This window comes from Thermoactinomyces vulgaris (genome assembly GCF_005886755.1).
GTDB lineage: Bacteria > Bacillota > Bacilli > Thermoactinomycetales > Thermoactinomycetaceae > Thermoactinomyces > Thermoactinomyces vulgaris.
In genome coordinates this window covers 1,607,261-1,634,058 of sequence record NZ_CP039710.1, presented here as the reverse complement: position 1 = coordinate 1,634,058, position 26,798 = coordinate 1,607,261, and the positions used below count along the sequence as shown (strand labels likewise).

Below are 26,798 nucleotides of genomic sequence, written 5' to 3'. Positions count from 1 at the left end.
TTGGTGGACATAACCGGATGAGAGGGCAAATAAACTTGTACTATCGGTGGTGAACGGGAGGGAGTGGTTTTGAGATGGATCATCTGGACTTTGTTGATGGTGTTATGGATCGTCCCGATTGAAAGAGTACAAGCCAATGAAGGCTTTTTTGATGAAAGCCAATCCTGGTCCGGGTTGGCCAATGAAGTGATGAAAAGCATTGAGGAGAAAGATTATTTATCGGCAAGGGAAAAACTAACCGCCTTGTCTCAAAAGTTCTCCAAATCCAATTGGGTGGACAAACAATTAACGGTGCCCGCGATTCATATGTTATCGGGGGTGATCATGGATGTGGAGCGGAATCTGAACCAAATCCGGCCCAATCATGCCGAAATTCACCGTTCCGCGCTTCGCATGCAAATGGCTTTTGATGCTGTGTCTCATCCCCATCAGCCGATGTGGCATCAGTATTACGGCGAGTTCAAGCGGGATATCGGGCAGATCAAGAATGAAATCAAAGCGAAAAATGAAAAAGGTTACAAGCAACAAATTGATCAGTTTTATGAGCATTACCAATTGATCCGTCCGGCGGTCATGATCAGTAAAAGCGAAACAACAGTACAAAAACTGGACTCATTGATGACATGGATCCGGAAGACCAATGATTGGGCCGAACGCGAGCGGGGAATCCGGCAATGGGAAAGGCTTTTGGACCCGTTATTTTTCGGTTCCGAAAAAGATGTCTTGTCCATGGTGTCCCCTTGGGATGAAAAAGAAGTGTTATTAAAAATCGGAGGATGGATCTCCGGGTTGATTGCCGGTGTCCTGGCTTATGTCAGTTGGCGGAGATATCCGCGCACTCAAAAGGTGACGGACTAAAACGTGTTTAAAATCAATGTGCTTTCAATTACAGATATTTTCTTTTCATGGATTGATTTTATCAATGAGATCAAAGAAGAAGCTTAAGATTGTCTTAAGCTTCTTGGCTTTTTGATACATAAAAAGTTTCCGGTCGATATTTCTGTCTTGGATTGCCATACTGACAGTTATGACTTTCGATTTGATGGGAAAACAGGGTATGGAAAAGTGTTTTTTTAGGAGATGGCAAAAAGTTATGATACCGAGGAGAGAATAGAGTTAGCGAAAGTGATCGTCAAGTAGGTAAGGAGAGAATTGATAGGCAGCCAATCAAAATCTTTAATTGTTGGTTTGGATTTGTTTTCACATGATGAACAGGCGAAAAGTTCGTTTGAAGCCGGGTAAAGGATCTTAAAATAAAGACATTTTATTATGGGAAATGTTTATATCTTCGCAAGCGAGGAAAATTCCTGTCTTCAGCTGTGGGGATGAGAGAGCGTCAGGCGGGGGAGTTTTTTCCTACTCGCAAGCCTGCCTATCTCTTGTTCCCTTTTTTGTTTCTTTGATTATACACTTAATTTATTTAAAATAAGAAATTTTTTGTTTATTCAGGAGCCGTTCAAAGTATATGATACTCAGTGCACTCATTTGATCCCTCACGCAGCTGAGTATCCTATTTTAATGCTGCTGCCAAGTGTTGCTTAAAATGATCACAAGTTTTTTTCAGTCTGTATTCAGCAATCTGAAATTTATCCAGTCACACAAGTAATAATAGAAAGTTTTTTTGATTCGGTTTTAACACTTTAAAAGCGTCTTGGAAACGCTAAATTTCAATGGGTTTTATTTTAGTTGTGCAACAAGATCTAAAAAGGCATACTTTTTTAATTAAAAAGATAGTAGAATAGAATTACATATATTTTTTATGAAATTTCATTTTCCTCCAATAACCAAAAGTGTTTATATTTTCTTGCATCATGAGGAGTGTGTTCCGGTGGGTATGAAAAGCAACTTCGTTTTTCTTACTGATCGTTGGCCGTTGTTAGCGAGCTTAGGGGAACTGGCAGAACGAAATTTATATCATGACCCGAATACTACTTTACTTAAACTCCGGCTTTTCGGAGAAAAAATGGTAAAATATCTGCTGGCTTTGGAAAACATGTCTGAACCCGAAGATTCCCGATTGGTCAGTTTGATCCACCTTCTGGAAGGGGAAGACATTATCGACCGACAGCTTGCCTCTGTATTTCATTCACTTCGTAAAGCGGGGAATAAAGCAGCTCACGAAGGCTATGATTCTTTCGAGGAAGCCAAAACTCAACTTTCTTTGGCGTATAACTTAGCTGTTTGGTTTATGCAGAGCTATGGAGAATGGAATTTTGAGGCCAAACCATTTGTTCTCCCTTCTCCGCCTGATCCTTCGGAACCTTTGGAAGCTCTGAAACAGCAGTTGGAGGAACTTACACAGATTTATGATGAAAAGGTTAAGTATTTACAGGAGGAATTGGATCAACTGAGGAGGGAAAATTCAAGTCGTGAAAAAATCCTTGAAAGGCGGCGACGGGCCCGTCAAAAAGCGACTAAACTTTATCTCACTGAAGAAGAAACGAGAAAACTTATTGATCAACAGTTAGAAGAAGCGGGATGGGAAGTGGACTCCCGGCTACTTCGTTATTCTAAAGGAACACGGCCACAAAAAGGAAAAAACAGAGCAATTGCCGAGTGGCCGCTCGAATATGGAACTGCCGACTATGCTCTTTTTGTTGGTCTTCAATTGGTAGCCATTGTAGAAGCCAAAAGAAAGGGCAAAGATGTTCTTTCTGATCTGGAACAAGCTAAAAAATATGCCAAACATGTCAAAGTACACGGAGAAGAAGAGCTCGTGGGACGCTGGAGAGATTACAGGGTTCCCTTTGTATTTGCAGCCAATGGACGTCCTTATCTCCCACAATATAAGGAAAAATCCGGAATTTGGTTTCAAGATCTGCGCCGGTCGTCTAACTTGGCTAAACCTTTGATGGGATGGTATACTCCTCAAGGGCTGATCGATCTTCTGAAACAAGATGTCGAGTCAACCAACCAGAGCCTTCAAGATGAACCGTTGACATATCTGGAATTGCGTCAATACCAGAATGACGCCATCCGTGCTGTGGAAAAAGCCATAGCGGAAGGACAACAGCGAATTTTGGTTGCGATGGCGACGGGTACAGGTAAAACACGAATGGCGATTGGGCTCATCTATCGTTTGATTAAAACTAGACGGTTTAAACGGATTTTGTTCTTGGTAGACCGGAATGCTTTAGGTGAGCAAGCGGAAATTGCATTTAAGGAATCGAAACTGGAAAACTTACAAACCTTTACCGAACTCTATGAACTGCAGGGATTAAAGGAAAAAGAGCCCAATCCGGAAACAAAAGTGGTCATTTCCACGGTTCAGGCCATGGTCCGACGCATTATGGGGGGGTCCAAACACCTTTCCAAGCCGTCTATTGATCAATTTGACTGTATTCTCGTCGATGAAGCGCACCGGGGATATACCCTGGATAAAGAAATGACAGAGCTGGAATACCAGTTTCGTGATCATGGCGACTATGTCAGCAAATATACAAAAGTCTTGAATTATTTCGATGCGGTAAAAATCGGGCTGACCGCTACCCCGGCTCTGCATACGATTCAAATCTTCGGAAGGCCTGTTTTTACCTATTCCTATCGGGATGCCGTGATTGACGGCTATCTGGTTGACCATGAACCCCCGAACCAGCTTGATACCAAGCTGAAAAAATACGGGATTACCTGGAAAGTTGGGGAGAAGGTTGCTGTATACAATACAGGAACCGGTGAAGTGGATACCATTGAACTGCCTGATGAGGTAGCTGTCGAGGTGGATCAGTTTAACAAGATGGTCATCACTGAAAACTTTAACCGTACCATTCTCAAATATTTGGTGGAAAATGGCTACTTAGATCCAACCAGCGATGAAAAAACGCTCATCTTTGCGGTGAACGATAATCATGCCGATATGGTAGTCCGCATTTTAAAAGAGGAGATGCAACTCTTCTATGAAAATTTGGATGACAATGCGATTATGAAGATCACCGCTTCCATCCATGATCCGTCAGAAGCCATTCGCCGCTATAAAAACGAGTTTTACCCGAATATTGCAGTTACGGTGGACCTCTTGACGACAGGTGTTGATGTGCCTAAGATTTGTAATCTGGTTTTTTTGCGCCGTGTTCGTTCCCGTATTTTATATGAACAAATGTTGGGACGGGCCACCCGTACATGTCCGGAAATCAACAAAACTCATTTCAAAATTTTTGATGCCGTCGGTCTTTACGAAGCATTGGAAAAAGTGAGCAATATGAAACCGGTGGCTGTCAATCCCAAGGTTTCTTTTATACAATTGGTGGATGAGTGTTTAAGTTTGGATGAACCGTCAGCCCGAAGGAACCATGTGGAGCAGATCATTGCCAAGATTCAGCGTAAGAAACGAAATATGACAGAAGAAGATATGAAACTTTTTGAGCATTTGTCGGGAGGAAAAAACATCAATGAGTATGTACATTGGTTAAAAAATGCTCCATTGGAAGAAGTGAGTGAGGCGCTGAAAAAGCAGACAGATCTCTTTGAACAGTTGGATCAGGCCAGACCCTCGCCGAAAAAGAAATGGATTTCCGAGCATGAGGATGAAATGGTTTCTCACACGCAGGGATATGGAAATGCAGAAAAGCCCGAGGATTTTCTTAATGAATTTGAAGCGTTTATCGAGAGGAACATGAATTTGATCCCTGCACTCGAGATCATTTGCACCCGCCCCAGTGATTTGACACGGGAGGATCTTCGCAAACTGAAACGGGAGCTGGATCGCCATGGCTACAGTGAAGCTAACCTGCGCACTGCCTGGAGGGATATGACTAATCAGGAAATTTTGGCGGATATCATCAGCTTTATTCGCCAACGCATCCTCGGTGAGCCGCTGATCAGCCACGAAGAACGGGTGAAACGTGCGATGGAAGGAATTTACCGGATGCAGAGATGGAACCCCATGCAGAAAAAGTGGCTGAAACGCATTGAAAAACAACTTCTCGCAGAGACGGTGCTGGGACCTGATGCCAAAACCGCCTTTGAAGTGGAGCCTTTTAAACGGCATGGCGGTTACAAAAAATTGGATGCCATCTTCAAAGGACAGCTTCAAGAAGTTTTGACAAAAATTAACCACGCATTATTCCAGACTAGAAAGAAGGCATAGAAGATGACCAACCAAGAGATTGTACAAAAACTTTGGAACCTGTGTAATGTCTTGCGCGACGACGGAATTACATACCATCAGTATGTAACGGAGCTCACTTATCTTTTATTTCTCAAAATGTTGAAAGAAACGGGAGAAGAATACCTTCTCCCGGAAGGATATCGTTGGGATGATCTTTCGTCCAAACAAGGTTTAGAAATGCACACCTTTTACCGGAAACTGCTGATCCACCTCGGCGAAGAAGGAGAAGGATTGGTGAAAAAGATATACACCAACGCCTCTACCAATATTGAAGAACCCCGCAATTTGGAAAAAATTATCCGTTCAATTGACCAGTTGGATTGGTACAGCGCCAAGGAAGAAGGACTGGGCAACCTTTATGAAGGATTACTGGAGAAAAACGCCAGCGAGAAAAAATCGGGAGCAGGTCAGTACTTTACCCCTCGCCCGCTGGTCAATGTAATGGTCAAACTGATCGATCCCCAGCCGATGGAGCGTTGCAATGACCCTGCAGCAGGAACTTTTGGCTTTATGATCGCTGCTGCCCAACATGTGGAGAAAATTAAAGACACGTTTGAAATGACTCAGCAGGAAGCGGAATTTTTCATCAACGAGCAGTTCAGCGGTTGTGAACTGGTGTTGGATACCCACCGGCTGGCTTTGATGAACGCCATGTTGCACGGCCTGAAAAGCAATATTTTACTGGGGGACTCCCTTTCCAACTTGGGAAAAGAAATGATGAACATGGATGTGATCCTGTCCAATCCGCCGTTCGGAACCAAAAAAGGGGGGGAGCGCCCCACCCGGGATGACCTGACCTACCCTACGAAAAACAAACAGCTCAACTTTTTGCAACATATTTACCGAGCCTTAAAACCCAATGGCAAAGCCCGTGCAGCTGTCGTCTTACCCGATAATGTTCTCTTCCAGGACGGTGATGGCCGCAAAGTGCGGGCCGATTTGATGGACAAATGCAACCTGCACACCATTTTGCGTCTGCCTACGGGGATTTTCTATGCTCAGGGTGTTAAAACCAACGTTCTCTTTTTTACCCGGGGTGTGACTGATCACGGGAACACGAAAGAAGTCTGGTTCTACGACTTGCGCACCAACATGCCCAGCTTCGGCAAACGCAACCCGCTCACCGAAGAGCATTTTGCAGATTTTATTGAAGCATACACCGCCGAAGACCGCCATCAAGTGGACGACCCACGCTGGTCCTGCTATACCCGTGAAGAAATCGCCGCCAAAGGAGATACGCTGGACTTAGGCTTAATCGCAGACAAATCTCTTTCCGACTATGAGAATCTGCCCGATCCCATTGAATCTGCCGAAGAAGCCATCGCCAAGCTGGAACAGGCCATCGCGCTTTTAAATGAAGTCGTTCACGAATTGAAAGTGACCGAGGGGGGATGCAAGTGAGTAAGAAGCAGGGGAAAAAGGGAAAGACGTTAGAGGAGTTGCTGGAGGAAGCGTTGGTGCCAGAGGAGGAGCAGCCTTACCCTGTGCCGGAGAATTGGGTGTGGGTGAGATTGAAATCCTTAAACGACAATAAACTAAGTCAAAAAAGTATTGAACCAAGTAAATACGCTGATGAGATTTTTAAATCAAAGGATGTTATCGAATATCCTATTCCCCTCCCACCCCTTCCGGAACAAAAAAGAATTGTCCAACGTGTTGAATCCCTGTTGGACAAAATCAATGAAGCCAAGCAGTTGATTGGTTTAGAAGAGAAATTAAATCAGTTAAAACAATCAATTCTTCTTAAAGCCTTTCGTGGTGAACTTGGCACAAATAACCCTGGAGAGGAAAGTGCTATTGAGCTCCTGAAAGAAACGCTGCTGAAACAAATTAAACCAACTACCAAAAATCAAGAAAAAAATGTCCAACAAGAACTTGAATTTAACTGATCATATAATTCTTTCCGTAAAGCTGGGAACTTCCCAGCTTTTTTATCAATAAAGGCAAGTGACGAAGTAGAGGTAGAAGCGGATTGCTCCCACCTGCTAACCTCGAGAGGGGTATGGATTGGAAAAGGAAAGATGGGGTATTATTAATATTCAAGGTCAATTAAAAGATTAACAATAATAAAATAAAATCCAGTTTCCAAAGAGTTATTTTGGACTACTGGGGTTGTAAGAGAATTAAATTATTAATAATTTTAGAAATTTCAAAGGTAATCGAAATCGATTGAGTAAATCAAAGAGCTGCCTTCCAACCGGGCAGCTCTTTTGATTTAGGGAATGGAATCATGGTTTTGGGCGCTTCTTATTTTTATTCGTAGAAAGCAATCAGTTTTTGTCAAAAACAAATGTCAAGATCATGGGATTTAGTGACGCGGGCAAAGAAAACGATCAAACCCGTTAATCATAATGTAAACAAGTTTGCAACACAAACAAACCCTTCCAAACACCGACAAACAGGAGTGCATGGGAAAGGAAAAACAAAAAAGAACCGGAAAACCCCTGTTTCAAGGGCTTTCCGGTTCAGGGCCGATGGTGATTGCTGTAAGCGATGGTTTTTTCATAACTGAATCCTTCGCCCAGGACATCTCTGGCATCGCCGACAACGACAAAAGCTTGCGGATCGATTTGATGGACGATTTGTTTCAGTTTGGGCAGTTCGTTGCGGCCAACCACCACATACAAAACCTCGCGCGTTTTCCCGGTGTATCCGCCGCGTCCGGTCAAAATGGTGACGCCGCGATCCATCTTTTTGACAATGGTGCCGGCCAATTCCTGAGGGCGGTTGGACACGATGGTGACGGCTTTGGATGCGTTTAAACCTTCAATGACAAAGTCGATGACCCGTGCGCTGATAAAAACGGAAACCAACGTGTACATGGCCATGTCCAGCCCGATAATAAAGACAGATGAGAGAATGACGCCGAAATCAAACATCAACATGGTGCGGCCGATGCTCCAGCCGTAAAATTTGTTTACAAGCCGGGCGATAATATCCACGCCGCCGGTCGTGCCGCCGGTCCGGAAAATGAGCCCCAGGCCGATTCCCACCAACACTCCGGTATACAAAGTGCACAATAAGGTGTCTTCCGGCGGGGGACCGAACCATGTGACAATGTTTTTGGTGATTTCCAAGAAAAAGGAGGAAGAGGCGATCCCAAGGATCGTATAAATAAAGGATTGTTTTCCAAATACTTTGTATCCGACAAAGAGAAGAGGTATATTTAAAAGCAGGATCACCAGACCGGGCGAAAAGCCGAACAAATAAAACAGAAGCAGGCTGATCCCGGTAAATCCTCCTTCAGCCAAATTGCTGGGGATGGCAAAATAGTTGATCCCCATGGCAAAAATCAGTGAACCGGTCAAAAGGATCACGATCTTGGAAATATGTAAAAGAATTTTGTTTTTTTTCATTTGGATTCTCCTTGTCAAAGGATCATTTCCGATATATTATACATGCCCTGATTTCCAGGTTCAATGCTTGAAAAAGATCGGTATAATGAAGGAGATTGAGTTTGTACAGTATTTTACGTTAACATGAGTATGGAGCAGGAGGGTGAAGCAATGGCAGGCAAAACGATCAATGACCTCCAAAAAGAGGTTGATCAATATATCGGTCAGTTTAAGGAAGGATATTTTCATCCGTTATCCATGCTGGCCCGCCTCACGGAAGAAGTGGGGGAGCTGGCGCGGGAAGTGAATCACCGCTACGGCGAAAAACCCAAAAAGCCGGAGGAGGAAGAAAATTCGATTGAAAATGAGTTGGGGGATCTTTTGTTTATCATTACTTGTTTTGCCAACTCGTTGGACATCGATTTGGAAGAGGCTTACCAAAAAGTGATGGACAAATACCAAACGCGGGATGCCGACCGTTGGACGCGGATTGAAGACAAATAAAAACATCAAGGGAGAAGAGGAGACGAAACACCATGAAGATTCGAGTCATCGTAGCCGGAGCAAGCGGAAGAATGGGACGGGAAGTTGTGAAGATGTTAACAAAAACCGAAGACTTGGAACTGGTCGGAGCCACATCCCGAACCCACGCGGGAAAGGATGTCGGAGAAGTGATTGGAATCGGGCCGTTGGGGGTCTCCTTTGTTTCCTCCACACTCGAAGCCATCAGTAAAACCCGGGCGGATGTATTGGTGGACTTTACGACACCGGAAGTGGTGAAAGAAAATATGGAACTCGCCATGGAGGCGGGCGTTCGTCCGGTGGTGGGAACCAGCGGGTTGTCTGAATCGGATATAAAATCCCTCCGGGAAATGAGTGAACAAACCGGGGTGGGTGCGATCATTGCTCCCAATTTTGCCATTGGTGCTGTATTGATGATGGTTTTTGCGCAAAAAGCGGCGAAATATTTACCCCATGTGGAAATTGTGGAATCCCATCATGACCGGAAACTGGACGCCCCCTCGGGAACGGCGGTCAAAACAGCCGAGATGATTCAGAGAAGCCGGGTTGAATTAAAACAAGGACATCCGGAAGAAAAAGAGTTGCTCGAAGGGGCCCGGGGCGCTTATGTCGGCGGTTTCCGGATTCACAGTGTCCGGTTGCCCGGATTGGTCGCTCACCAGGAAGTGATGTTTGGCGGCGATGGGCAATTGCTGACGGTAAGGCATGACTCTTTCGACCGGGAATCGTTCATGCCGGGCGTGAAATTGGCGATTGAAAAAGTGATGACGTTGGACAAGCTGGTCTACGGTTTGGAAAATATCTTGGAGTTGTGATCAAAGGAGAATGGAACCGTGCCTCATCCGATGAATCATTTTGTAATCCTGGATGGTTTTACTCCGCTTGAACCGTTGCCTCGTCTCGCAGAGCACTTGGGGTTGAAAAGTTTATGGATCAAACGGGATGATTTGACGGGACTGATGTTTGGGGGAAATAAACTCAGGAAATTGGAATATTTGATCGGGGATGCTTTGGCCAAGGGGTGTGATCTGGTGATCACCGGAGGCAGCCCCCAATCCAATCATGCCCGGCTGACGGCTGCGGTTGCCAATAAGGCCGGCATGGAGACCTGGTTATGTTTTGCCGGTCGCCATATGGGGATGCGGCAAGGAAACTTGCTGCTGAATCATATTATGGGAGCGACCATGTTCACAACAGGGGTTTATGGATCAAAAAATTTGTATCAGGCGATGAAAGAGAAAGCGGCCGAAGCCGAAAAAGAAGGGAAAAAACCTTACACCATTCCGGTCGGCGGATCAACTCCGGTCGGAGATTACGGCTACCTTCGCGCTTGGAGAGAGCTGGAGGAACAGCGGGAAAAGAAACAGCTTCCTCCTTTTGATGAAATTTATGTGGCAGCCGGTTCCGGCGGGACGATTGCCGGATTGCTGGCCGGGATTCATTTATATCCGCAAAAAACGAAATTGATGGGAATCAGCGTTTGGGAATCGAAAGAGACTTTATATCAAGAGATTCGGAATTTCACTTCCCAATTGTTGTCATGGGTGGGTCATGACCAGTCGGTTTCCATGGATGCTTTGAAATTGTTTGATCAATACATCGGGAAAAAATACGGGGTCCCGTCCAAAGATGGCAATGAAGCCATTCGTCTGCTTGCGCGTTTGGAAGGCATCATGGCCGATCCGGTTTATACGGGAAAAGCCCTGTCGGGATTGATTGACCGGTCCCGGAAGGGGCTGTTAAAGGATAAACACGTGTTATTTTGGCACACCGGCGGAACTCCGGCTGTCTTTACCCACGCTTCTTCCCTTTCACAGGATGAAGCGTGATTTCAAGCACCAAACCAAGCAGGGAACTTATAAAAAATGAGACAGGAAAAGAGGGTGTGAAGTGAATACTACAACCGTTGATATTTTAGCATTTGGCGCTCATCCTGATGATATTGAAATCGGGGCGGGCGCCTTGGTGGCAAAACATACAAAAAACGGCTATTCTGTTGCTTTTTGTCATTTGACGGATGCCGAGCTTTCTTCCAACGGGACGGTGGAGCTTCGCAAACAAGAAGCGAAGAAAGCCGAGGCGATCCTGGGAGTGGAAAAAAGCATTTATCTGGGCTTCCCGGACCGGGGGCTGACCGGCAGCAAGGAACAATTGTCAAAAATGACGCAGGTGATCCGCAAGCTCCGTCCCCGTGTGGTGCTCGCCCCCTATTGGAAAGACCGGCATCCGGATCACGTTCAGTGCAGCAAAATGGTCACAGAAGCGGTGTTTGACGCAGCCATCCGGAAGAAAGAAACGCCTGGCGGCGAGGGAGCCCATCGTGTGGAGCAAGTTTATTATTATTTTATTAATCACATGGGTGAAGCGGATGTGGTTGTGGACGTTTCGGATGTTTACGAGTTAAAAAAGCAAGCCTTGCTTGCCTACCGCAGCCAGTTTTCCCCCGGGGAAGGACAGGTTCAAACCCCGCTGAACCAGCCCGCATATTTGGCTATGATTCAAGGCCGGGATCAGTTATGGGGGCAACAAATCGGTGCACGCTATGGGGAAGGATTGGTGAGTCCTCATCCGGTAAAAAAAGATTTTCTTTAAAGATGAAGGAGGATTTGGATGCGAATCGGGATTACTTGTTATCCGTCACACGGGGGATCTGGCGTGGTAGCCACCGAACTGGGCAAACTATTGGCCGAAAAAGGGCATGATATTCACTTTATTACATATGACATGCCTTTCCGGTTGGGAAACTTTCACCAAAATATCCGGTATCACGGGGTTGAGGCCAACCGGTATGCGGTTTTTAAGTATCCGCCCTATGATTTGTCGCTCGCCAGCCGGATGGCACAAGTGGCGAAAACATATGATTTGGACTTGCTCCATGTTCATTATGCCGTCCCGCATGCCATAGCCGCCGTGTTGGCCAAACAAATGGTGGGGGAAAATTTGAAGGTCGTCACCACCCTGCACGGAACCGACATCACCGTGTTGGGGGAAGATCCATCGCTGAGGGACATTATTTGTTTCGGAATCCGGCAGAGTGATGCGGTGACGGCGGTATCGGAGGATCTTGCCAAACAAACGAAATCCCTTTTTTGTCAGGATTACGAAAAGAGGATTGACTGCATTTACAACTTTGTTGATACAAGGGTGTATTATCCGCGGGATGTTTCCGACCTTCGGAAAAAGTATGTGGATCCGGATGAAAAGCTGTTGCTTCACATCTCCAATTTTCGTCCCGTCAAAAGGCCGATGGATGTGATTGAGATCTTCCGCAAGGTGAGTGAATCCGTGCCGGCCCGGTTGTTGATGGTGGGCGAAGGACCCGAACTTCCACGGGTGATTGATCAGGTGAAACAATGGGGGATGGAAGACAGGGTCATCTTTTTGGGAAAACAGGATGAAGTGTCCCGGCTGATATCCCTGGCCGATTTGGTGCTTCTTCCCTCTGCCAAGGAAAGTTTTGGTCTGGTGATTCTGGAGGCCATGGCTTGCGGGGTTCCGGCCGTTGCATCTGATGCGGGAGGAATCCCGGAGGTTGTTGAACACGGGAAAACCGGTTTTTTGTCCCCGGTAGGCGCGGTGGATGAAATGGCTGGTTATGCCGTTCAATTGTTGCAGGATCCCGAGATGCATGATTCGTTTGCAAAAGCGGGCCTGCAAAGAGCAAGAACGGTGTTCAGCGGGATGAAGATCGTTGAACAATATGAAGAAATTTATCGTCGGGTGATTAACGGGTGAGTTGGTGATCTTCCATGGACCATCGAAAAATGGCGGCGCTTCATGTGATGGAGAAACTGGAACAAGCGGGTTATCAAGCTTATTTGGTTGGCGGATGCGTCAGGGACGAATGCTTGGGAAAGATTCCCCAAGATTATGATGTAACGACTGATGCCCGGCCTGAACAAGTGATGGAGATCTTTGAAAAAGTGATCCCGACCGGAATCCGGCATGGAACGGTGATGGTGGTGGAACAGAAAGTCCCGGTTGAGGTGACAACGTTCCGAACCGATGGAAAATATTCTAATCACCGGCAACCGGAAAAAGTGGAGTTTGTGCAATCGTTGAAGGAGGATTTGAAACGCCGGGACTTTACGATGAATGCCATGGCCAAGGACCGAAACGGCCGCATCATCGACTACTTTGGCGGGCGGAAAGATCTGGATGAAGGAATCATACGCACGGTGGGCGATCCGTCGGAACGTTTTCAGGAAGATGCACTCCGGATGCTGAGGGCGATTCGCTTTGCCAACCAATTCCGGTTTGTTTTGGATCCGGCGACAGAAGAAGGCATCTGCCGGCACCGGGACAAGGGAAGCTATTTGTCGGTCGAAAGGGTGACTTCGGAACTCAACAAAATGTTTGATGCCGATACCGTGTCTCAAGGATTCCGTCTTCTGTTTCTAACACGCCTGATCCATTTCCTCCCTCCTTTTCGCCGGTGGGATCTCCCGGATGAGGCGGTGAAGGCAACGCCACGGATTGATCAGATGAAAAGCCGGACGGTGAGATGGGCGTATCTGCTCCATTTATGCGGCACCCGCCGGGATCAGTTGGCGGAACGGCTCCGCCAGTTAAAGCTTTCCAAAAAGGAGAATAAAGAAATATCGGCTTGTTTTTCGCTGGCTTCCCAGTGGAAAGATCCGGTTGATTCCATGAGCCGGGAAGACTGGTGCCGTCTCTTGCTGGCAGAAGGGCCGGAGATTGTGGCCAACGCGGCAAATCTGGCCAAACTGACCGGCCCCGACACACGGCGGATTCCTTCTGATTCACAGCTTGTACAGTGGTGGAACGGCCTGAAGATTCATCAAGCCCGGGAGTTGAAGGTAAGCGGCCGGGATTTCGTCCGGCACTGCGGATGGGAAAAAGGCCCGTGGATTGGTAAAGTCCTGCAGGTTCTTTTGGAACAAGTGGCACTTGGAAAACTTCCCAATGAGAAAGAAATTTTGCTGAAGGAAGGGTGTAAAATTGGAGCGCTCCATCAGAAATGAAATTGTTCGCTTATTCGTCGAGAATCCGGACGAATCCTTGTCAGGTGAAGAACTGAGCCGCCGGATCGGATGCAGTCGCGCAGCCGTTTGGAAACAGATTGAAGAGCTGAGGAAACAAGGCTATGAAATTGAGGCCAAACCCCGACAAGGCTACCGGTTAAGGTACCGCCCCGACCGGGTTGCTCCCGAAGAGATTTATCCCCATTTGCAGACGGAGCGGTTGGGGTGTGAAATCCGATATGTCGAATCCACGCCTTCCACGCAAAACATTGCTCATCAATGGGCAAAAGACGGGGCTCCCGAAGGGGCCGTCGTAATCGCGGAGGAACAGGTGAACGGGCGTGGAAGGATGGGAAAAGCCTGGCATTCTCCACCAAGGTCGGGGATCTGGATGAGCCTGATTTTGCGCCCTCCCATTTCGTTGGCGGAGGCGTCCCAATTAACCCTGCTGGCGTCGGTGGGGGTTCAGGAGGCCATTTCGAAAGAAACGAATTTGCCGACAAAAATAAAATGGCCCAATGATATTTTGGTGCAAGGAAAAAAAGTGTGCGGGATTTTGACAGAAATCCGGGGGGAACACGACCGGATCCACTATGTCATTATGGGGATTGGAATGAATGTCAACACAGAAGCCAAAGATTTTCCGGAAGAACTGGCGAATGTCGGAACGTCGCTAGCCATGGAGACGGGTCGCAAAATCCACCGCGCTTCTTTGGTGGCGGCATTGTTAAAAGAACTGGAACAAACGTATTTCCTTTATTTGCAACAAGGTTTTTCCCCCATTCGAAAAAAATGGGAAGAAAAAGCGGGGATGCTGGGGCAAGTGATCACGGCCCGTTCCACGCAAAGCACCATCACCGGTTTGGCAGAACACTTGAATGAACAAGGGGCATTGCTGATCCGGACTTCTTCCGGTGTTGTTCCGGTTTATTCCGCGGAGATCGAATGGCAATAAAAAACGGACAAGACGAGAAAAAACTCGTCTGTCCGTTTTTTATTTTTTGGCATAAAATCTTTATAATGTTTGCCTATTATATTTATTAATAATATACTTTATATTATAATATATCTAAATAGTACGACAACGTACTGTTTGGAGGGGGGAGCGTTTGGCGGAAATCAAAGGGCAGGAATTATCGCCGATTGACCGTTTTTTTCAAACGGAAGTGTGTCTCAAAGAGCAGCAGGCGCGGATTTTGTCGGCAGCTGCGAAAGCGCTTTCGAAACGGGGTTATGTTGCCACGACGGTGAGTGACATTGTCGCATTGGCTCATGCATCCAAATCCACCTTTTACAAGCATTATCCCAATAAAAAAGCGGTGTTGAGCCATCTTTTCGATCTGGTTTCAGGCGCAGTGGTCCGGCGCGTGGAAAAGAAATTGCGTGATTATCCCCCGACAACGGCAAAACGGACTTATCAGGCGATCAGGGAATATATCGGGATGTGTCTGACATATCAGGAGCTGGCCAAGCTGCTTTTGATCGATACCATCGGATTTGTCCCGGAGTTGCAGGAAAAACGTGAAGAGATGATGCGATTTTTTGCTGGTATTTTCCAAAGGGAATTAATGATGCTTAAAACAGAAAATGAGAAATGGATTATCTCCAATGCCATGGTGGGGGCGATTCATCAAGTGGTGATCCAATCTCTGTTGTCAGATAAACAGCCGGACGTGGATCACATCGCAACCATTTTGGAAAAAATGCTGAGCAAGATTTTGCGGGAAGAATCGGGAAAGGGGGTGTAAAAGGGTTGCAGAAAAAGCGGGTGGTTTCCGGCTTGATTGCAGCTGTGATCCTTGCCGGGGGAGGTTGGGCCGCCGCCATCAAAGTCCCGTGGTCCGAGATATCGTTTGAAGACTTTGATTTAAGTGGAACCCTTGCCAAAATCCATGAAAGAACAGAGCAACTCGGCAATGTAAATCAAGGGATCATTCAGGGGATCCGAAAGCTGGAAGAGCAATCGGGAAAAACAAAAGAAGTGAATCAAAAGTTGGCCCGGGTGGGAGAGTTGGCCGGCGCCCAGGTGGAACAGCTGAATCAAATCCGGGTGGTTACCGGCCAGCAAGTCCCGTTGAGCCAAAACTTGCACAGTCTCAGCCAGCGGTTGGCCAAGCAGATGGACACCATTTCCAAAAGCGGGGGAAAACAGGCAACGCAAGCGGGCCAATTGAAGAAAATCACGGAACAAACCGAGGCCAATCTGAATGAAGTCTTGCAGCAAAATGAGTTATTGGAGAAAAAGTTGGGACAAGCTGCCGAGATGGCCGAACAAGTGAAAAACTCTCTGCCTTAAAGGAGGGAGAAAATGCTGAGGATTATTCAAGTGCTCGGGATCTTGTGCCTGACGGCTTTGTTGATCAACGGTGTCACCATGACCCAACAGATGAAAAAGATCCAGAGCAGCTTGGACAAAAATTTGAAAGCGGTTCAACAATTGAATCAGGTGCAGGGAAACATCATTCAAAAGAATGAGGAATTAACCCGGATGACTCAAACGCTGGATCAATTGGACGGTGATTTGAACGGAACCATCCAACAAACGGGAAAAACGTTAGATTCTTTGTCTGAAGTGGTCCATTACATCAGTGGAAGTTTGGATTTGAACCGCCAAACTTACCAATCTTCCATCAACACCGGCAAAGAGATCGAAAAAGTGAATCAAACGCTGGCAGAGATGGAACCGCATTTGAAAAAGTTGGATCAATTATTGGGCCAATTATCCAAAACGACGCAAAAAGATCAGGAGCATATGAAGCGGTTGAATGAGTCGACGGAATCCTTAAACGGGAAAATTCCGGGAGTGAAATGAGCATGAGTAAATCATCATTGGGTTTATCCGCATTAACTTGTGTTTTGCTGATTGTGCTTGCCGGAAACACTTGGCTGCAATTGGGGCTTCAGGACCGCATTGCCAGCGATTCCAAAAAACTGAAAGAAACGCTGGATCAATCGGCGGCAAAGTCTGAGCAAATGAATAAACAATTGGAAACGATTGCTGTCATCAAGCAAAAAACAAATCAGTTGCAACATAAAATCACGAAAATTCAAAACAACACAGGGGAATTGGAGGGGGAGTTGATCCAATTAGATCAAGTGGTGGCGTCGATTGCGGATCATGTTGAATGGATCGGAAAAGAGACCAATGCCACCACGGCCGGCTTAAACGGGATCAAGACATCTCTTGCCAACAGTGCCGGGTATTTGCAGTCCATGGCAGAAAGCAATCAGAAAATCCGCCAGTCACTTGCCAATATGGTATCGACACAAAAAGAAATCAACAAAAATTTGGAAGAAATGAATGACAAGACGGATTTCATCCCTCCGCTCAGGGGGAAAGAACAATGAAAAAATCATGGAACCGGCACCATGTGAAGACAGGATTGATCGGACTTTTGTTGGTTCTTTTGAGCATGCCGTTTTTAAGCGGGTTCAGCGACCATGTATTGCTTACTTCGTTATCCAAGTATAACATTTTTCAAATCACCAAAGATCTGGTGGGATTGACAGACCGCATGATTGATGAGACCGAAGCTTTGGAGGATCAGGTCAAACAAGCGGGGCAGTCTTTGGGGGTGTTGGATCGGCAATTGACATTGGCGGATCAACAAATCCGGATCAACCAAGGCATCCGTTCGGAGCTTGAATCGCAATTGCAGGGAAATATATCCGCCCGCGACAAGATGGAGGAAATCTTGATCCGGCAAAAGGAAACCTCCGCCTTGACGGGGCAAGTTTCCGCAAGAACAAACGAAATATCCGGACAGATGGAGCGAGTGATCGGGGATTTGGGCAATGTTGCAGCCGTCACCGGAGACATCGGGAAAAACAGTCAGCAACTTCACCCGCTGATGGATGATTTGATGGTGGAATTAAACAAATCGTATGACAATTTGCGTTTCATCCGGCGGATTGTTGAATGGCTGGATGATCTCAAAAGAAAGATCGGCCTGAGTGGTTCCGGATCCGGTCAGACGACAGGGGGGGAGTCACATGAGGATACCATGGCTGATCGCTAATGTGGTATTGTTGATCTTATTTGGAGCCGGTACCTATCAACAAATTGTAAACCAAAAAAATACGAACCTGGTGATGGAAGAAGTTTACCAAAATATTTCCCGCTCCAGAGCGTTGACAGAACAGACAAACCGGCATTTGGCCCCGCTTTCACAAACGGCCGCCGTGATGCAAGAGATGAATCAACAATTGTCGGATACGAAAAAGCGCCTGAATCATATGAATGAGAAAATCGGGCGGGTGAATGCCAGTGAACAAAAGATTATCACCGGCTTGGATGAATTGAACGAATATACCAAAAATGTATATGAAGGATTAGGGGAAATTTCCTCTCAAAACAAAGAAATCAAGCAGTTGAGCCAAACCATTTCCGAACAGTCAAACCGTGAGAATCGAAGTTTATTGGACTTATCCAAACTTACTCGTCAATCGATTCAAGAATTAAATCAATTAAATAAAAAACTGGCATGGCTTGGTTTATTGCCTTGATCACGAAGGAGTTTCCGGCATGTTTTTCAGTATGCTATATTTGGTGGATATTTTGGGAACCGTGGGTTGTGCAGCGATGGCAATCTATGCTGTCATCCGGCAGCGTCCGATGATTCAGTGGTTGTGGAGGCTGATTTTCATCAACCTGATTTATCTTGCAATAACTGGAATCAGTTTGTTGTTTTAACCACAAAGGACCCGGATTCCTATTAAAATCCGGGTTTTTTTATGGTTATATAAGAAACATTCATTTCAAATATTATTGAAAGGGTTTACTTGTTTAGTTAAATTTGCTTTAATGATAATGTTATTTTTGGCTTCATAAAACCGAAAGGAATGAAGAACGCGATGATGGACTATATAGGCATCATAGGTATCTTTATCGTGATGGGCGTGGCATGGTTGTTTTCAGAAAACAAAAAAGCAATCAACTACAAAGCCATCGGTATTATGTTGGTTCTTCAGGTGATTGTGACCTGGGGGATGTTGAGCACTCAGATCGGGGCCATCATCATTAACGGCGTTTCTGCCGGGATTTTAAAGCTGGTCGATTTTGCCCATGCCGGGATCGACTTTGTGGTGGGCGGATTAAAGCCGGAAGGTGTGGATACAGTCTTTGTCATTGATGTGTTGTTGCCCATTGTTTTCTTCTCGGCATTTATGGCCGTTCTGACTTGGATCGGGATTTTGCCCTGGGTGATCCGGGTTGTGGGGGCTGTGGTTTCCAAAATCACCGGGCTTCCGAAATTGGAAAGTTTTAATGCTGTCAGCTCCATCTTTTTTGGACAAAGTGAAGCGTTGCTGGCGATCCGCACTCATCTGGACGGATTGAAACGCGAGCGGCTGTATATGCTTTGTGCCTCTGCGATGGGATCGGTCAGTTCGACGATTATCGGAGCGTATATGACCATTTTGCCTCCGACCTATGTACTGGTGGCATTGCCGCTCAATATGTTCAGTGCGCTGATTATTGCCTGCATATTGATGCCGGTGCAGGTGGACAGTGAAAAAGATGTGATCCAAATTTCCAACGACCGGCGCCGCGGGTTGTTTGAAGTGATCGGGGAAGGGGCATCCGACGGCATAAAGCTGGTGGCCATCATCTCCGGGATGTTGATCGCATTTATCGCACTGATGGAAGGAATCAACTTTGTAACCACCAACTTGACCGGATTGACCTTGCCAAACATTTTGGGGTATATCCTGATGCCGTTTGCCGTGATTTCCGGTGTTCCGGTGTCTGAAGCGGTGACGGCCGGCGGTGTGATGGGAACCAAAATCATTTTGAACGAATTCGTTGCCATGTTGCAATTCCAAGAATTGACTCCCAAATTAAGCGAAAAGACGGTTGCCGTGGTGTCCACTTATTTGGTGAGTTTTGCCAACTTCAGTTCCATTGGCATCATTGCCGGAACCTTTAAAGCGATCTCTGAAAAACAAATGCCGGTGGTGGCCGGTTTCGGATTGAAATTATTATTCGGCGCCTCCCTGGCCAGCTTCCTGACGGCGGCAATGACCGGATTGTTTATTTAAAACGAAAAACCTTGCCCAGCGGATTTTTTCGCTGGGTTTTTTCATGAAAATATTGCATTCAGGAGGAAGATCCGATACGTTAAAAGAGATAGGCAACATCTGTGGAAGAGTTGCACTATCGTTTTCCTGTTTTTTTCAAAAGGTCAATATTTGAGTTTATGAATCTGCTTCGAGCCATTGGGACGGGGACAGAAAGGTAACGGATACCTGCGCCTTTTTTCGTCTCGGGTGGATGACGAATAAAAGGCGTTTTTTCTCTCGCCCAAGGGCCCAAATTTGGGAGGGAGTTTTGATGACGGGAAAAAAAGTGACCAAACGAACGTTGCTCGGCATGAAGCAAAAGCAAGAGCCGATTGCCATGATTACAGCCTATGATTATCCTTCTGCGCGTCTGGCGGAGGAAGCGGGAGCCGATATTTTGCTGGTGGGCGATTCCTTGGGAATGGTCGTTTTGGGCTATGATTCGACCATCCCCGTGACGCTGGATGATATGTTGCATCATACCAAAGCGGTGACCCGGGGAGCCAAAAAAGCAATGGTCATTGCTGATTTGCCGTTTGCAACCGCCCATTTGCCGGAAGGGGAAGTGTTGAAAAGCGCAGCCCGCCTGATGCAGGAAGGACTGGCTTACGGGGTGAAAATGGAAGGCGGCATCGAAATTGTTGACAAGGTCAATAATTTAACCATGGCAGGGATTCCCGTGATGGGGCATCTCGGTTTGACTCCCCAATCCGTGAATCAATTGGGCGGGTATTTGATCCAGGGAAAAGATTTGCCTGCGGCGAGACGTTTGCTTGATGCGGCGCAACGGTTGGAAGAAGCCGGAGCATTTGCAATCGTGTTGGAATGTGTTCCGGAAGAATTGGCGGAACTGGTGACCAAAAAGGTGGGGATTCCCGTGATCGGGATCGGTGCAGGACGCCATTGCGACGGCCAGGTTTTGGTGTATCATGATTTGTTGGCCATGGCCGGCGACTTCCGGCCATCCTTTGTCAAGGTTTATCAAGATGCCGGGAAAGTCATCCGCAAAGGGATTGCAGACTATGTGCAAGAGGTGAAAGAGAGAAGCTTCCCGGCGGAGAACCATGTCACTCACTTAAAAGATGAACTGATTCATGAATTATACGGATCCAGTGAAGGAGAAACAGACCAATGAAAATCATCCAAACGGTCGCTGAAATGCGAAAGGAATTAAAAAAGCAAACCGGAACGATCGGCTTTGTGCCGACCATGGGCTTTTTGCATCAAGGCCATCTCAGTCTGGTGGAACGGGCAAGGAAGGAAAACGATGTGGTGGTCCTGTCCATTTTTGTCAACCCTTTGCAGTTTGGCCCCAATGAAGACTATGACCGGTATCCGCGGGATCTTGACCGGGATGCCGGACTGGCTGAAAAAGCCGGAGTGGACTTCATCTTTCATCCGGATGTCAAGGAAATGTACCCGGAGGCTCCGCTGACACAAGTGGATGTGAAACAAATTACGGAACGGTTATGCGGAAAGAGCCGGCCCGGTCATTTTGCAGGCGTGGCCACAGTGGTCAGCAAGCTGTTTCATATCATTCAGCCGGACCGTGCTTATTTCGGTTTAAAAGATGCCCAGCAAGTGGCCGTGATCGAACAAATGGTCCGGGATCTCCATTTTCCGGTTACGATTGTCCCTTGTCCGATCGTCCGTGAAGAAGACGGCCTGGCCATGAGTTCGCGAAACGTTTATCTGTCTCCGGAGGAAAGAGAACAAGCGCTGGTGATTTCCCAATCCTTACAGCAAGCCAAAGAGCGGATAGAAAAAGGCAAACTGGTGGAAGCCCGCGATGCCATCCGGTTTATTACGGAACAAATTGAAACCCGGCCGCTGGCACGCATCGAATATGTGGAAGCGGTGAGTTATCCGAAATTGGAACCGGTGGAACGGTTGGACCGCACGACGGTCTTGGTGGCGGTGGCTGTTCACTTTGGAAAAACGCGTTTGATCGATAACTTTTTGTATGAAGGAAAGGGGGAGTGAAACATGTTCCGGTTCATGATGAAAGGGAAAATTCACCGCGCCACGGTGACGGAAGCCAATTTGAATTATGTGGGCAGCATCACGATTGATGAAGAAATTTTGGAGAAAGTGGACATTTTGCCCAATGAAAGAGTCCAAGTAGTCAACAACAATAACGGAGCCCGTTTGGAGACGTATGTGATTCCTGGAGAAAGAGGCAGCGGAGTGATTTGTTTAAACGGAGCGGCTGCCCGCAAAGTGCAACCCGGAGATCAAGTGATCATCATGTCTTATGTGATGTTGAAAGAAGAAGAGGCACGGAAACATCAGCCGAAAATCGCCATCATGGATGAAAACAACCGGATTGTGGAATTGATCGGGGAAGAGGTTCACGGTGTCATTTTGTAAACCGGGCCGTATCCCGTTTTTAAAAACTTCAATTGAAACTCCCGCACCCAAGAGGCGGGAGTTTTTTTGTGAAAAAAGGTATGGAAAAGGAAGCACGGAGTTAGGCTAACAACATAAACGATGTTGTGGATGGAGGAGAAAAAATGGTTCATCAACAATGGCTGAAATGGGCGGAGTCCGCGATCAAAGAGATTGAAAAAAATTATTCCCAAAGCCCGGCATCCAAGCGGCCGGTATGGCGCCGGCGTTTCATGGAAATCAAGCGGTCTTGCGATGAAATGTTGGAAGCTTGGGCAAAAGTGGAAGAGCAATTGGCGGAACTGACGAAGAAATATCCCGGTTTATCGTCATCAGTCGAGGAGTTTGAAGAAGAGTTTTGGTTAAACGAATCAGCAGTGCGGCAGTTTCGCCAGGGACAGGGATATTACGGACTCACGATGTTTCAAGAGGCGGGAAATATTTTTAAAAAGGTCATCGATGATGAACCGGATTTTTTATTGGGCCGGATTTATTACGGGCTGACGCTTTTCCATGAAGGAAAGTTTACCGAAGCGAGCCGTCAATTCCAATTGGTATCCAACACGGCAAGGCATGAGGCGTTTGCCGGTTTTGCCCGCCACATGCTGGGGTGTATTGCGGTGAAGGAAGGGGATGACCGCGCGGCAATCCGTCAGTTTAAAAAAGCGGTGGAGCTCATGTCGGACCACAGCGACGCTTGGTTCAACATGGGGGTTTGCCACTATCGTTTGAAGGAATACCATGAGGCCATTCCTTGTTTTTATCAGGCTTTGTCGACCAATCCGGATGATTGGGAGTCCATGTATTATCTTTCGCATTGCTACCGTGAGATCAAGGAATGGGGAAGTGTTTCTTTCTGGCGGTTGGCAACTTATGAAAAAACCAAACATCCGCATGTGTTGGAATCGATTGCTCATGATTATGAAGAAATGGGGTTGCCGCACAAAGCTTTGGAATGGTATCGGCGTTTGGCCGCGAAACATCCGAAGCATCCGGGAGCCTATCATGGAATGGCATGGAATCTTTTTTTAACCGGAAAATCAGATGAGGCTTTCAGTTGGATCAAAAAAGGGTTGACCTTGTTTCCGAAACACTCGGGATTGTTGTTGGCTTATGTTTGGATGTGTATGGATGTCCATGATCATCACCGGGCGGAAAAAGCGTTGAATGCCTTGCCGGATGAGGTGGCGGAAGAACCCGTGTGGACGGCGGTGCGTTCCAGGCTTTCCATTCATACCGGAAATGTGAATGAGGCCGCCGATTTAGCCGAGAAGTTGTTAAAACAAGAGAATTCATCGATTCGGGCGATGGGGCATTATCACAAAGGACGGGCTTTGATGGAAAAAAGAGATCTCCAGGAAGCGATTCAACATTTCCGCCAGGCTCAAAAGTTGGTTTCATCTTGGAAGGATCCGTTGTTTTTTGAAGGGATTTGCCATTTGATTGAAGGTCATCCGGATGCCACCCGTGATTGCTGGAGTCAATTATCCTTAAAAAATGAGGTGTGAATCATGCATACCATGTGGAAAGGATCGATCAGTTTCGGTCTTGTCAATATTCCGGTGAAAATGTATGCAGCCACCGAGAGCAAAGACATTCGTTTCCGTTACCTTCACAAAGAATGCCGGACACCGATCAAAACCGTACGGACTTGTCCGCATTGCCAGCGGGAGGTTCCTTGGGATGAAGTGGTGAAAGGCTATGAATATGCCGATGGAAAGTTTGTGGTGCTCGAAAAAGAGGAGTTGGATGCCATTGCGCCGGATCCGGACAAGGCCATTGAGATTTTGGATTTTGTCGAGTTAAAAGAAATTGATCCAATTTATTTTAACAAAACCTATTACTTGGGGGCACAGGATGAAAACAACAAGGCTTATGCCTTGCTTCGGCAAGCCTTGGAAGAAACCGGGAAAATCGGGGTGGCCAAGGTGACGATCCGTTCCAAACAATCCTTGGCCGTAATTCGGATTTACCGGTCCTGCCTCGTGATGGAGACCATTTTCTATCCGGATGAAGTCCGGAACATCGAGGAAGTCCCGTATGTGCCCGACAATGCGAAAGTGACGGAAAAAGAATTAAAAATGGCGACCCAATTGATTGAACAATTGACCACCAAGTTTGATCCCGAAAAATACAAAGACGAATTCCGGGCAGCTGTCCAATCCGCCATCGACAAGAAAATAAACGATGAAGAAATCGTCGAATCCCCGCATCGCCGGCCGGAAAAAGTGGTTGATTTGATGGAAGCGCTGCAAGCCAGTATCGATGCCACGAAAGGAAAAAAAAAGGGCCGCAAGAAGAAAGCTTCTTCCTAACGGGCATGCCAATAGCGCAGATAAGTTTCATGTTGTGTGGGGTTTTTGTAGAGAAAACGATGGTTGGCATCATAATGATACTCATATTGGCGGTAATGTTCCACAATCCAGTAACCGTTTGCACCGGTGGGAGCCGAAAGGGCAGGCTCGGCCTCAACCTTTTTGGATCCCACTTTTTCCATCACATATTCAACCCGGGTCAAGTTTCCGGTTTCGGGTTCGGCAGAGGAAGAGACGGCTTTATCAATCGGGACGAGAGTTTTTCCCAGCCACAAACCGCCGGTCATCATGGCGGCGATGCCGATCATGGCAAGAAGGGGTTGAAAAAGTGAGGAACGGATCCACTTCATATAAATCCCTCTTTCTTGTTTTTAAGATGTATATGACTTTTTCTCAAACGATAGAATCACTGATTGATTGCAGGATGTTTTGTTATAATAAGAGTAATCAGGAAAAAAAGGAAGGCAGGTACTGATGAAAGTTTCTGAAATGTTGGAAAAATACCGCCGAGATCATCAACATCCGGTCAATCGGGGAACCCATATGATCGGCATTCCAATGATCATTATTTCGCTGCCCCTGTTTTTCTTTCATTGGAAATGGGCACTGGGGTTGTTTGTGGCGGGATGGATGTTTCAGTTCATTGGTCATGCGTTTGAGGGAAAAAAACCGACTTTTTTCTCCAATCCGCTTTATTTAATCATCGGTCCGTATTATTTTTTGCGCAAGCTGTTGCGCAAAACCAAATAATCGCCGCGCCGGAAAAACGGGCGGCCGGAAGAAAAAACGGCTCCCCACTTTTTGCGGGAGCCGTTTTTTTATCAACAAAATTGATCGGTGGGTTTCGGGTTTTTTAATGTAAAAAGCGGGCGCAATTTGACGCCGACATAACTTCCCAATAATGCAAAGACAGCCCAAACCCAGCCGTGCAGGCTGAAGGAGGCAATCCCGCTGAAATAAGCGCCAATGTTGCAACCAAATGCCAGACGGGCGCCATATCCCATGATGATTCCGCCGATCAGAGAAGCGGCCGCCACTTTGGGGGTGATTTTTTGCAGTTTAAAGGTTCCGCTGATGGCGGCTGAAAACAAAGCGCCGAAGATGATGCCAAAATCCATGATGGAGGTGGTGTGCGCCAGGACGGATTCTTTCAAAGCTTGTTCGTTTGCCCCGGACCAATAACTCCATGAAGCCACATCGATTCCGGTTGCTTGCAAAATTTTCGATCCCCAGAGCACAAAGGCGGAAGTGATTCCCCATGGTTTTCCGCTGAAGAAAAGAGTCAGGCTGTTTAAGACAGCCAACAGAACCGCCGCCGTCCATAGCGGCCAGGAACCCCGGATGATCCGTTTCCATCCCCGGGTGGTGGGAACCGGTTTCCGAAAGGGAGCGTTTCTCTTTTTCGAAATCCAGGAGACCGCAAGATAGATCAGCGCACAAACCGCCAGCTGGACCACCAACGCCGGTCCGTATCCCCAACCGGTGGAGGTGGCTAAAGAAAACGCCCCGAAGCTGGGAAGCCCTTGCCAGAAATCCCAATTCCATGCGGCCAAAACCGATCCGATGATAAATCCGGTCAGGGTCAGCAACAAGGAGGATCGTCCTCCGGCAACATGGAATAAGGTTCCGGACGCGCAAGCCCCTCCCAACTGCATCCCGATTCCGAACAAAAAGGCGCCGACAATCATGGCTGTGCCGACGGGAGACAAGTTGGGTTGCGGAGCGGCACCGGTCCAAGTGACTCCTGTTGCAAAGATGATGGCAAAAAGGATGCTGGCAACCGACAGCATCACCATATGGGCCTGGATTCCTTGCCCTTGCCCGACGGTGAGGAGTTGCCGGAATGCCGAAGTAAATCCAAATCGTGCATGATACAAGGTCATTCCCAACAAAAAGCCGATTCCATAGAAAAGGCTTTGGTGGGAGCCTTGTTGCCATAAAATGACCGATCCCAAAAGAAGAAACAACAATCCGGATGCCCATGCCAGTCCGGTTTGGACCGAAGGCAAGGGAGAGGGATTGACCGGACGGGTTGTTGATTTCAATGAAGTCGAGATCATGGCCATCCCCAATCACTTCCTTTCCGATT

28 protein-coding genes are annotated in these 26,798 nt (G+C 46.9%); 25 read left to right on the top strand and 3 right to left on the bottom strand.

What is annotated here, in order from left to right:
- Positions 1-69 precede the first annotated feature (69 nt).
- The 4 genes from FA954_RS08315 to FA954_RS08300 all read left to right on the top strand — a co-directional run bounded on the left by FA954_RS08315 (position 70) and on the right by FA954_RS08300 (position 6,993).
- Positions 70-858 (top strand): sporulation protein YpjB, encoded by a 789-nt coding sequence (locus tag FA954_RS08315; RefSeq protein ID WP_138615005.1) that lies wholly within the window; start codon positions 70-72, stop codon positions 856-858.
- A gap of 976 nt (positions 859-1,834) precedes the next feature.
- Positions 1,835-5,083 (top strand): type I restriction-modification system endonuclease, encoded by a 3,249-nt coding sequence (gene hsdR, locus FA954_RS08310; RefSeq protein WP_138615208.1) that lies wholly within the window; start codon positions 1,835-1,837, stop codon positions 5,081-5,083.
- Between the two features lie 3 nt (positions 5,084-5,086).
- A complete protein-coding gene (locus tag FA954_RS08305; RefSeq protein WP_037995470.1) occupies positions 5,087-6,505 on the top strand; it encodes a class I SAM-dependent DNA methyltransferase in 1,419 nt (472 codons plus the stop codon).
- A complete protein-coding gene (locus FA954_RS08300; RefSeq protein ID WP_244932702.1) occupies positions 6,502-6,993 on the top strand; it encodes a restriction endonuclease subunit S in 492 nt (163 codons plus the stop codon). Before FA954_RS08305 ends, FA954_RS08300 begins: the two co-directional genes overlap by 4 nt.
- A 576-nt stretch (positions 6,994-7,569) precedes the next feature.
- Here FA954_RS08300 and FA954_RS08295 read toward each other — a convergent pair.
- Positions 7,570-8,460: a YitT family protein gene (locus FA954_RS08295; RefSeq protein ID WP_037995467.1), complete on the bottom strand. Its 891-nt coding sequence runs from the start codon at positions 8,458-8,460 to the stop codon at positions 7,570-7,572.
- A gap of 150 nt (positions 8,461-8,610) precedes the next feature.
- On the opposite strand from FA954_RS08295, the gene FA954_RS08290 reads away from it, so the two are divergent.
- From FA954_RS08290 to ku, 20 genes are all read left to right on the top strand, one after another.
- On the top strand, positions 8,611-8,943 hold the full coding sequence (locus FA954_RS08290) for a nucleotide pyrophosphohydrolase (RefSeq protein ID WP_037995465.1): 333 nt from the start codon (positions 8,611-8,613) through the stop codon (positions 8,941-8,943).
- A gap of 32 nt (positions 8,944-8,975) precedes the next feature.
- Positions 8,976-9,776, top strand: a complete 801-nt coding sequence (dapB, locus tag FA954_RS08285; protein ID WP_049720010.1) for a 4-hydroxy-tetrahydrodipicolinate reductase — start codon at positions 8,976-8,978, stop codon at positions 9,774-9,776.
- 18 nt (positions 9,777-9,794) lie between these two features.
- Positions 9,795-10,790 (top strand): 1-aminocyclopropane-1-carboxylate deaminase/D-cysteine desulfhydrase, encoded by a 996-nt coding sequence (locus FA954_RS08280; protein ID WP_049720011.1) that lies wholly within the window; start codon positions 9,795-9,797, stop codon positions 10,788-10,790.
- A gap of 61 nt (positions 10,791-10,851) precedes the next feature.
- Positions 10,852-11,553 (top strand): bacillithiol biosynthesis deacetylase BshB1, encoded by a 702-nt coding sequence (gene bshB1, locus FA954_RS08275; RefSeq protein WP_037995464.1) that lies wholly within the window; start codon positions 10,852-10,854, stop codon positions 11,551-11,553.
- An 18-nt stretch (positions 11,554-11,571) separates the two neighbouring features.
- Entirely contained in the window at positions 11,572-12,696 is a 1,125-nt protein-coding gene (gene bshA, locus FA954_RS08270; protein WP_049720012.1) for an N-acetyl-alpha-D-glucosaminyl L-malate synthase BshA, read from the top strand.
- 14 nt (positions 12,697-12,710) lie between these two features.
- Positions 12,711-13,946, top strand: coding sequence for a CCA tRNA nucleotidyltransferase (locus tag FA954_RS08265; RefSeq protein ID WP_037995462.1), 1,236 nt, complete (start codon positions 12,711-12,713; stop codon positions 13,944-13,946).
- Positions 13,924-14,901 carry a biotin--[acetyl-CoA-carboxylase] ligase gene (locus FA954_RS08260; RefSeq protein ID WP_037995459.1) on the top strand — a complete coding sequence of 326 codons (978 nt, stop codon included), beginning with the start codon at positions 13,924-13,926 and terminating at the stop codon, positions 14,899-14,901. Before FA954_RS08265 ends, FA954_RS08260 begins: the two co-directional genes overlap by 23 nt.
- Positions 14,902-15,055: 154 nt before the next feature.
- Positions 15,056-15,694, top strand: a complete 639-nt coding sequence (locus FA954_RS08255) for a TetR/AcrR family transcriptional regulator (protein WP_037995457.1) — start codon at positions 15,056-15,058, stop codon at positions 15,692-15,694.
- Between the two features lie 5 nt (positions 15,695-15,699).
- A complete protein-coding gene (locus tag FA954_RS08250) occupies positions 15,700-16,242 on the top strand; it encodes a hypothetical protein (protein WP_037995455.1) in 543 nt (180 codons plus the stop codon).
- Between the two features lie 12 nt (positions 16,243-16,254).
- Positions 16,255-16,758, top strand: coding sequence for a coiled-coil domain-containing protein (locus FA954_RS08245; RefSeq protein ID WP_037995453.1), 504 nt, complete (start codon positions 16,255-16,257; stop codon positions 16,756-16,758).
- Between the two features lie 2 nt (positions 16,759-16,760).
- Positions 16,761-17,294, top strand: a complete 534-nt coding sequence (locus FA954_RS08240; protein WP_037995452.1) for a hypothetical protein — start codon at positions 16,761-16,763, stop codon at positions 17,292-17,294.
- Positions 17,291-17,965: a hypothetical protein gene (locus tag FA954_RS08235; RefSeq protein ID WP_037995450.1), complete on the top strand. Its 675-nt coding sequence runs from the start codon at positions 17,291-17,293 to the stop codon at positions 17,963-17,965. The genes FA954_RS08240 and FA954_RS08235 overlap by 4 nt, the downstream gene beginning before the upstream one ends.
- On the top strand, positions 17,940-18,452 hold the full coding sequence (locus FA954_RS08230; protein ID WP_121874052.1) for a hypothetical protein: 513 nt from the start codon (positions 17,940-17,942) through the stop codon (positions 18,450-18,452). Before FA954_RS08235 ends, FA954_RS08230 begins: the two co-directional genes overlap by 26 nt.
- 19 nt (positions 18,453-18,471) lie before the next feature.
- On the top strand, positions 18,472-18,639 hold the full coding sequence (locus tag FA954_RS13680) for a hypothetical protein (protein WP_156097734.1): 168 nt from the start codon (positions 18,472-18,474) through the stop codon (positions 18,637-18,639).
- A gap of 161 nt (positions 18,640-18,800) precedes the next feature.
- Positions 18,801-19,985, top strand: a complete 1,185-nt coding sequence (locus FA954_RS08225) for a NupC/NupG family nucleoside CNT transporter (RefSeq protein ID WP_037995447.1) — start codon at positions 18,801-18,803, stop codon at positions 19,983-19,985.
- A gap of 292 nt (positions 19,986-20,277) precedes the next feature.
- Entirely contained in the window at positions 20,278-21,141 is an 864-nt protein-coding gene (panB, locus tag FA954_RS08220; RefSeq protein ID WP_037995446.1) for a 3-methyl-2-oxobutanoate hydroxymethyltransferase, read from the top strand.
- A complete protein-coding gene (gene panC / locus FA954_RS08215; RefSeq protein WP_062842982.1) occupies positions 21,138-21,989 on the top strand; it encodes a pantoate--beta-alanine ligase in 852 nt (283 codons plus the stop codon). The genes panB and panC overlap by 4 nt, the downstream gene beginning before the upstream one ends.
- A 3-nt stretch (positions 21,990-21,992) precedes the next feature.
- A complete protein-coding gene (gene panD, locus FA954_RS08210) occupies positions 21,993-22,376 on the top strand; it encodes an aspartate 1-decarboxylase (protein ID WP_037995445.1) in 384 nt (127 codons plus the stop codon).
- 143 nt (positions 22,377-22,519) lie between these two features.
- Complete coding sequence (locus FA954_RS08205) at positions 22,520-23,902, top strand: tetratricopeptide repeat protein (protein ID WP_037995443.1); 1,383 nt, start codon at positions 22,520-22,522, stop codon at positions 23,900-23,902.
- Positions 23,903-23,905: 3 nt separating this feature from the next.
- A complete protein-coding gene (gene ku, locus FA954_RS08200; RefSeq protein ID WP_037995442.1) occupies positions 23,906-24,709 on the top strand; it encodes a non-homologous end joining protein Ku in 804 nt (267 codons plus the stop codon).
- Here the strand turns inward: ku and FA954_RS08195 are convergent.
- Positions 24,706-25,059, bottom strand: coding sequence for a hypothetical protein (locus FA954_RS08195; RefSeq protein ID WP_037995440.1), 354 nt, complete (start codon positions 25,057-25,059; stop codon positions 24,706-24,708). The genes ku and FA954_RS08195 overlap by 4 nt on opposite strands.
- A gap of 124 nt (positions 25,060-25,183) precedes the next feature.
- On the opposite strand from FA954_RS08195, the gene FA954_RS08190 reads away from it, so the two are divergent.
- Positions 25,184-25,459: an Mpo1-like protein gene (locus FA954_RS08190; protein WP_037995438.1), complete on the top strand. Its 276-nt coding sequence runs from the start codon at positions 25,184-25,186 to the stop codon at positions 25,457-25,459.
- A gap of 71 nt (positions 25,460-25,530) precedes the next feature.
- Here the strand turns inward: FA954_RS08190 and FA954_RS08185 are convergent, their stop codons facing one another.
- On the bottom strand, positions 25,531-26,775 hold the full coding sequence (locus FA954_RS08185) for a YeeE/YedE family protein (RefSeq protein ID WP_037995436.1): 1,245 nt from the start codon (positions 26,773-26,775) through the stop codon (positions 25,531-25,533).
- Positions 26,776-26,798: the final 23 nt, after the last annotated feature.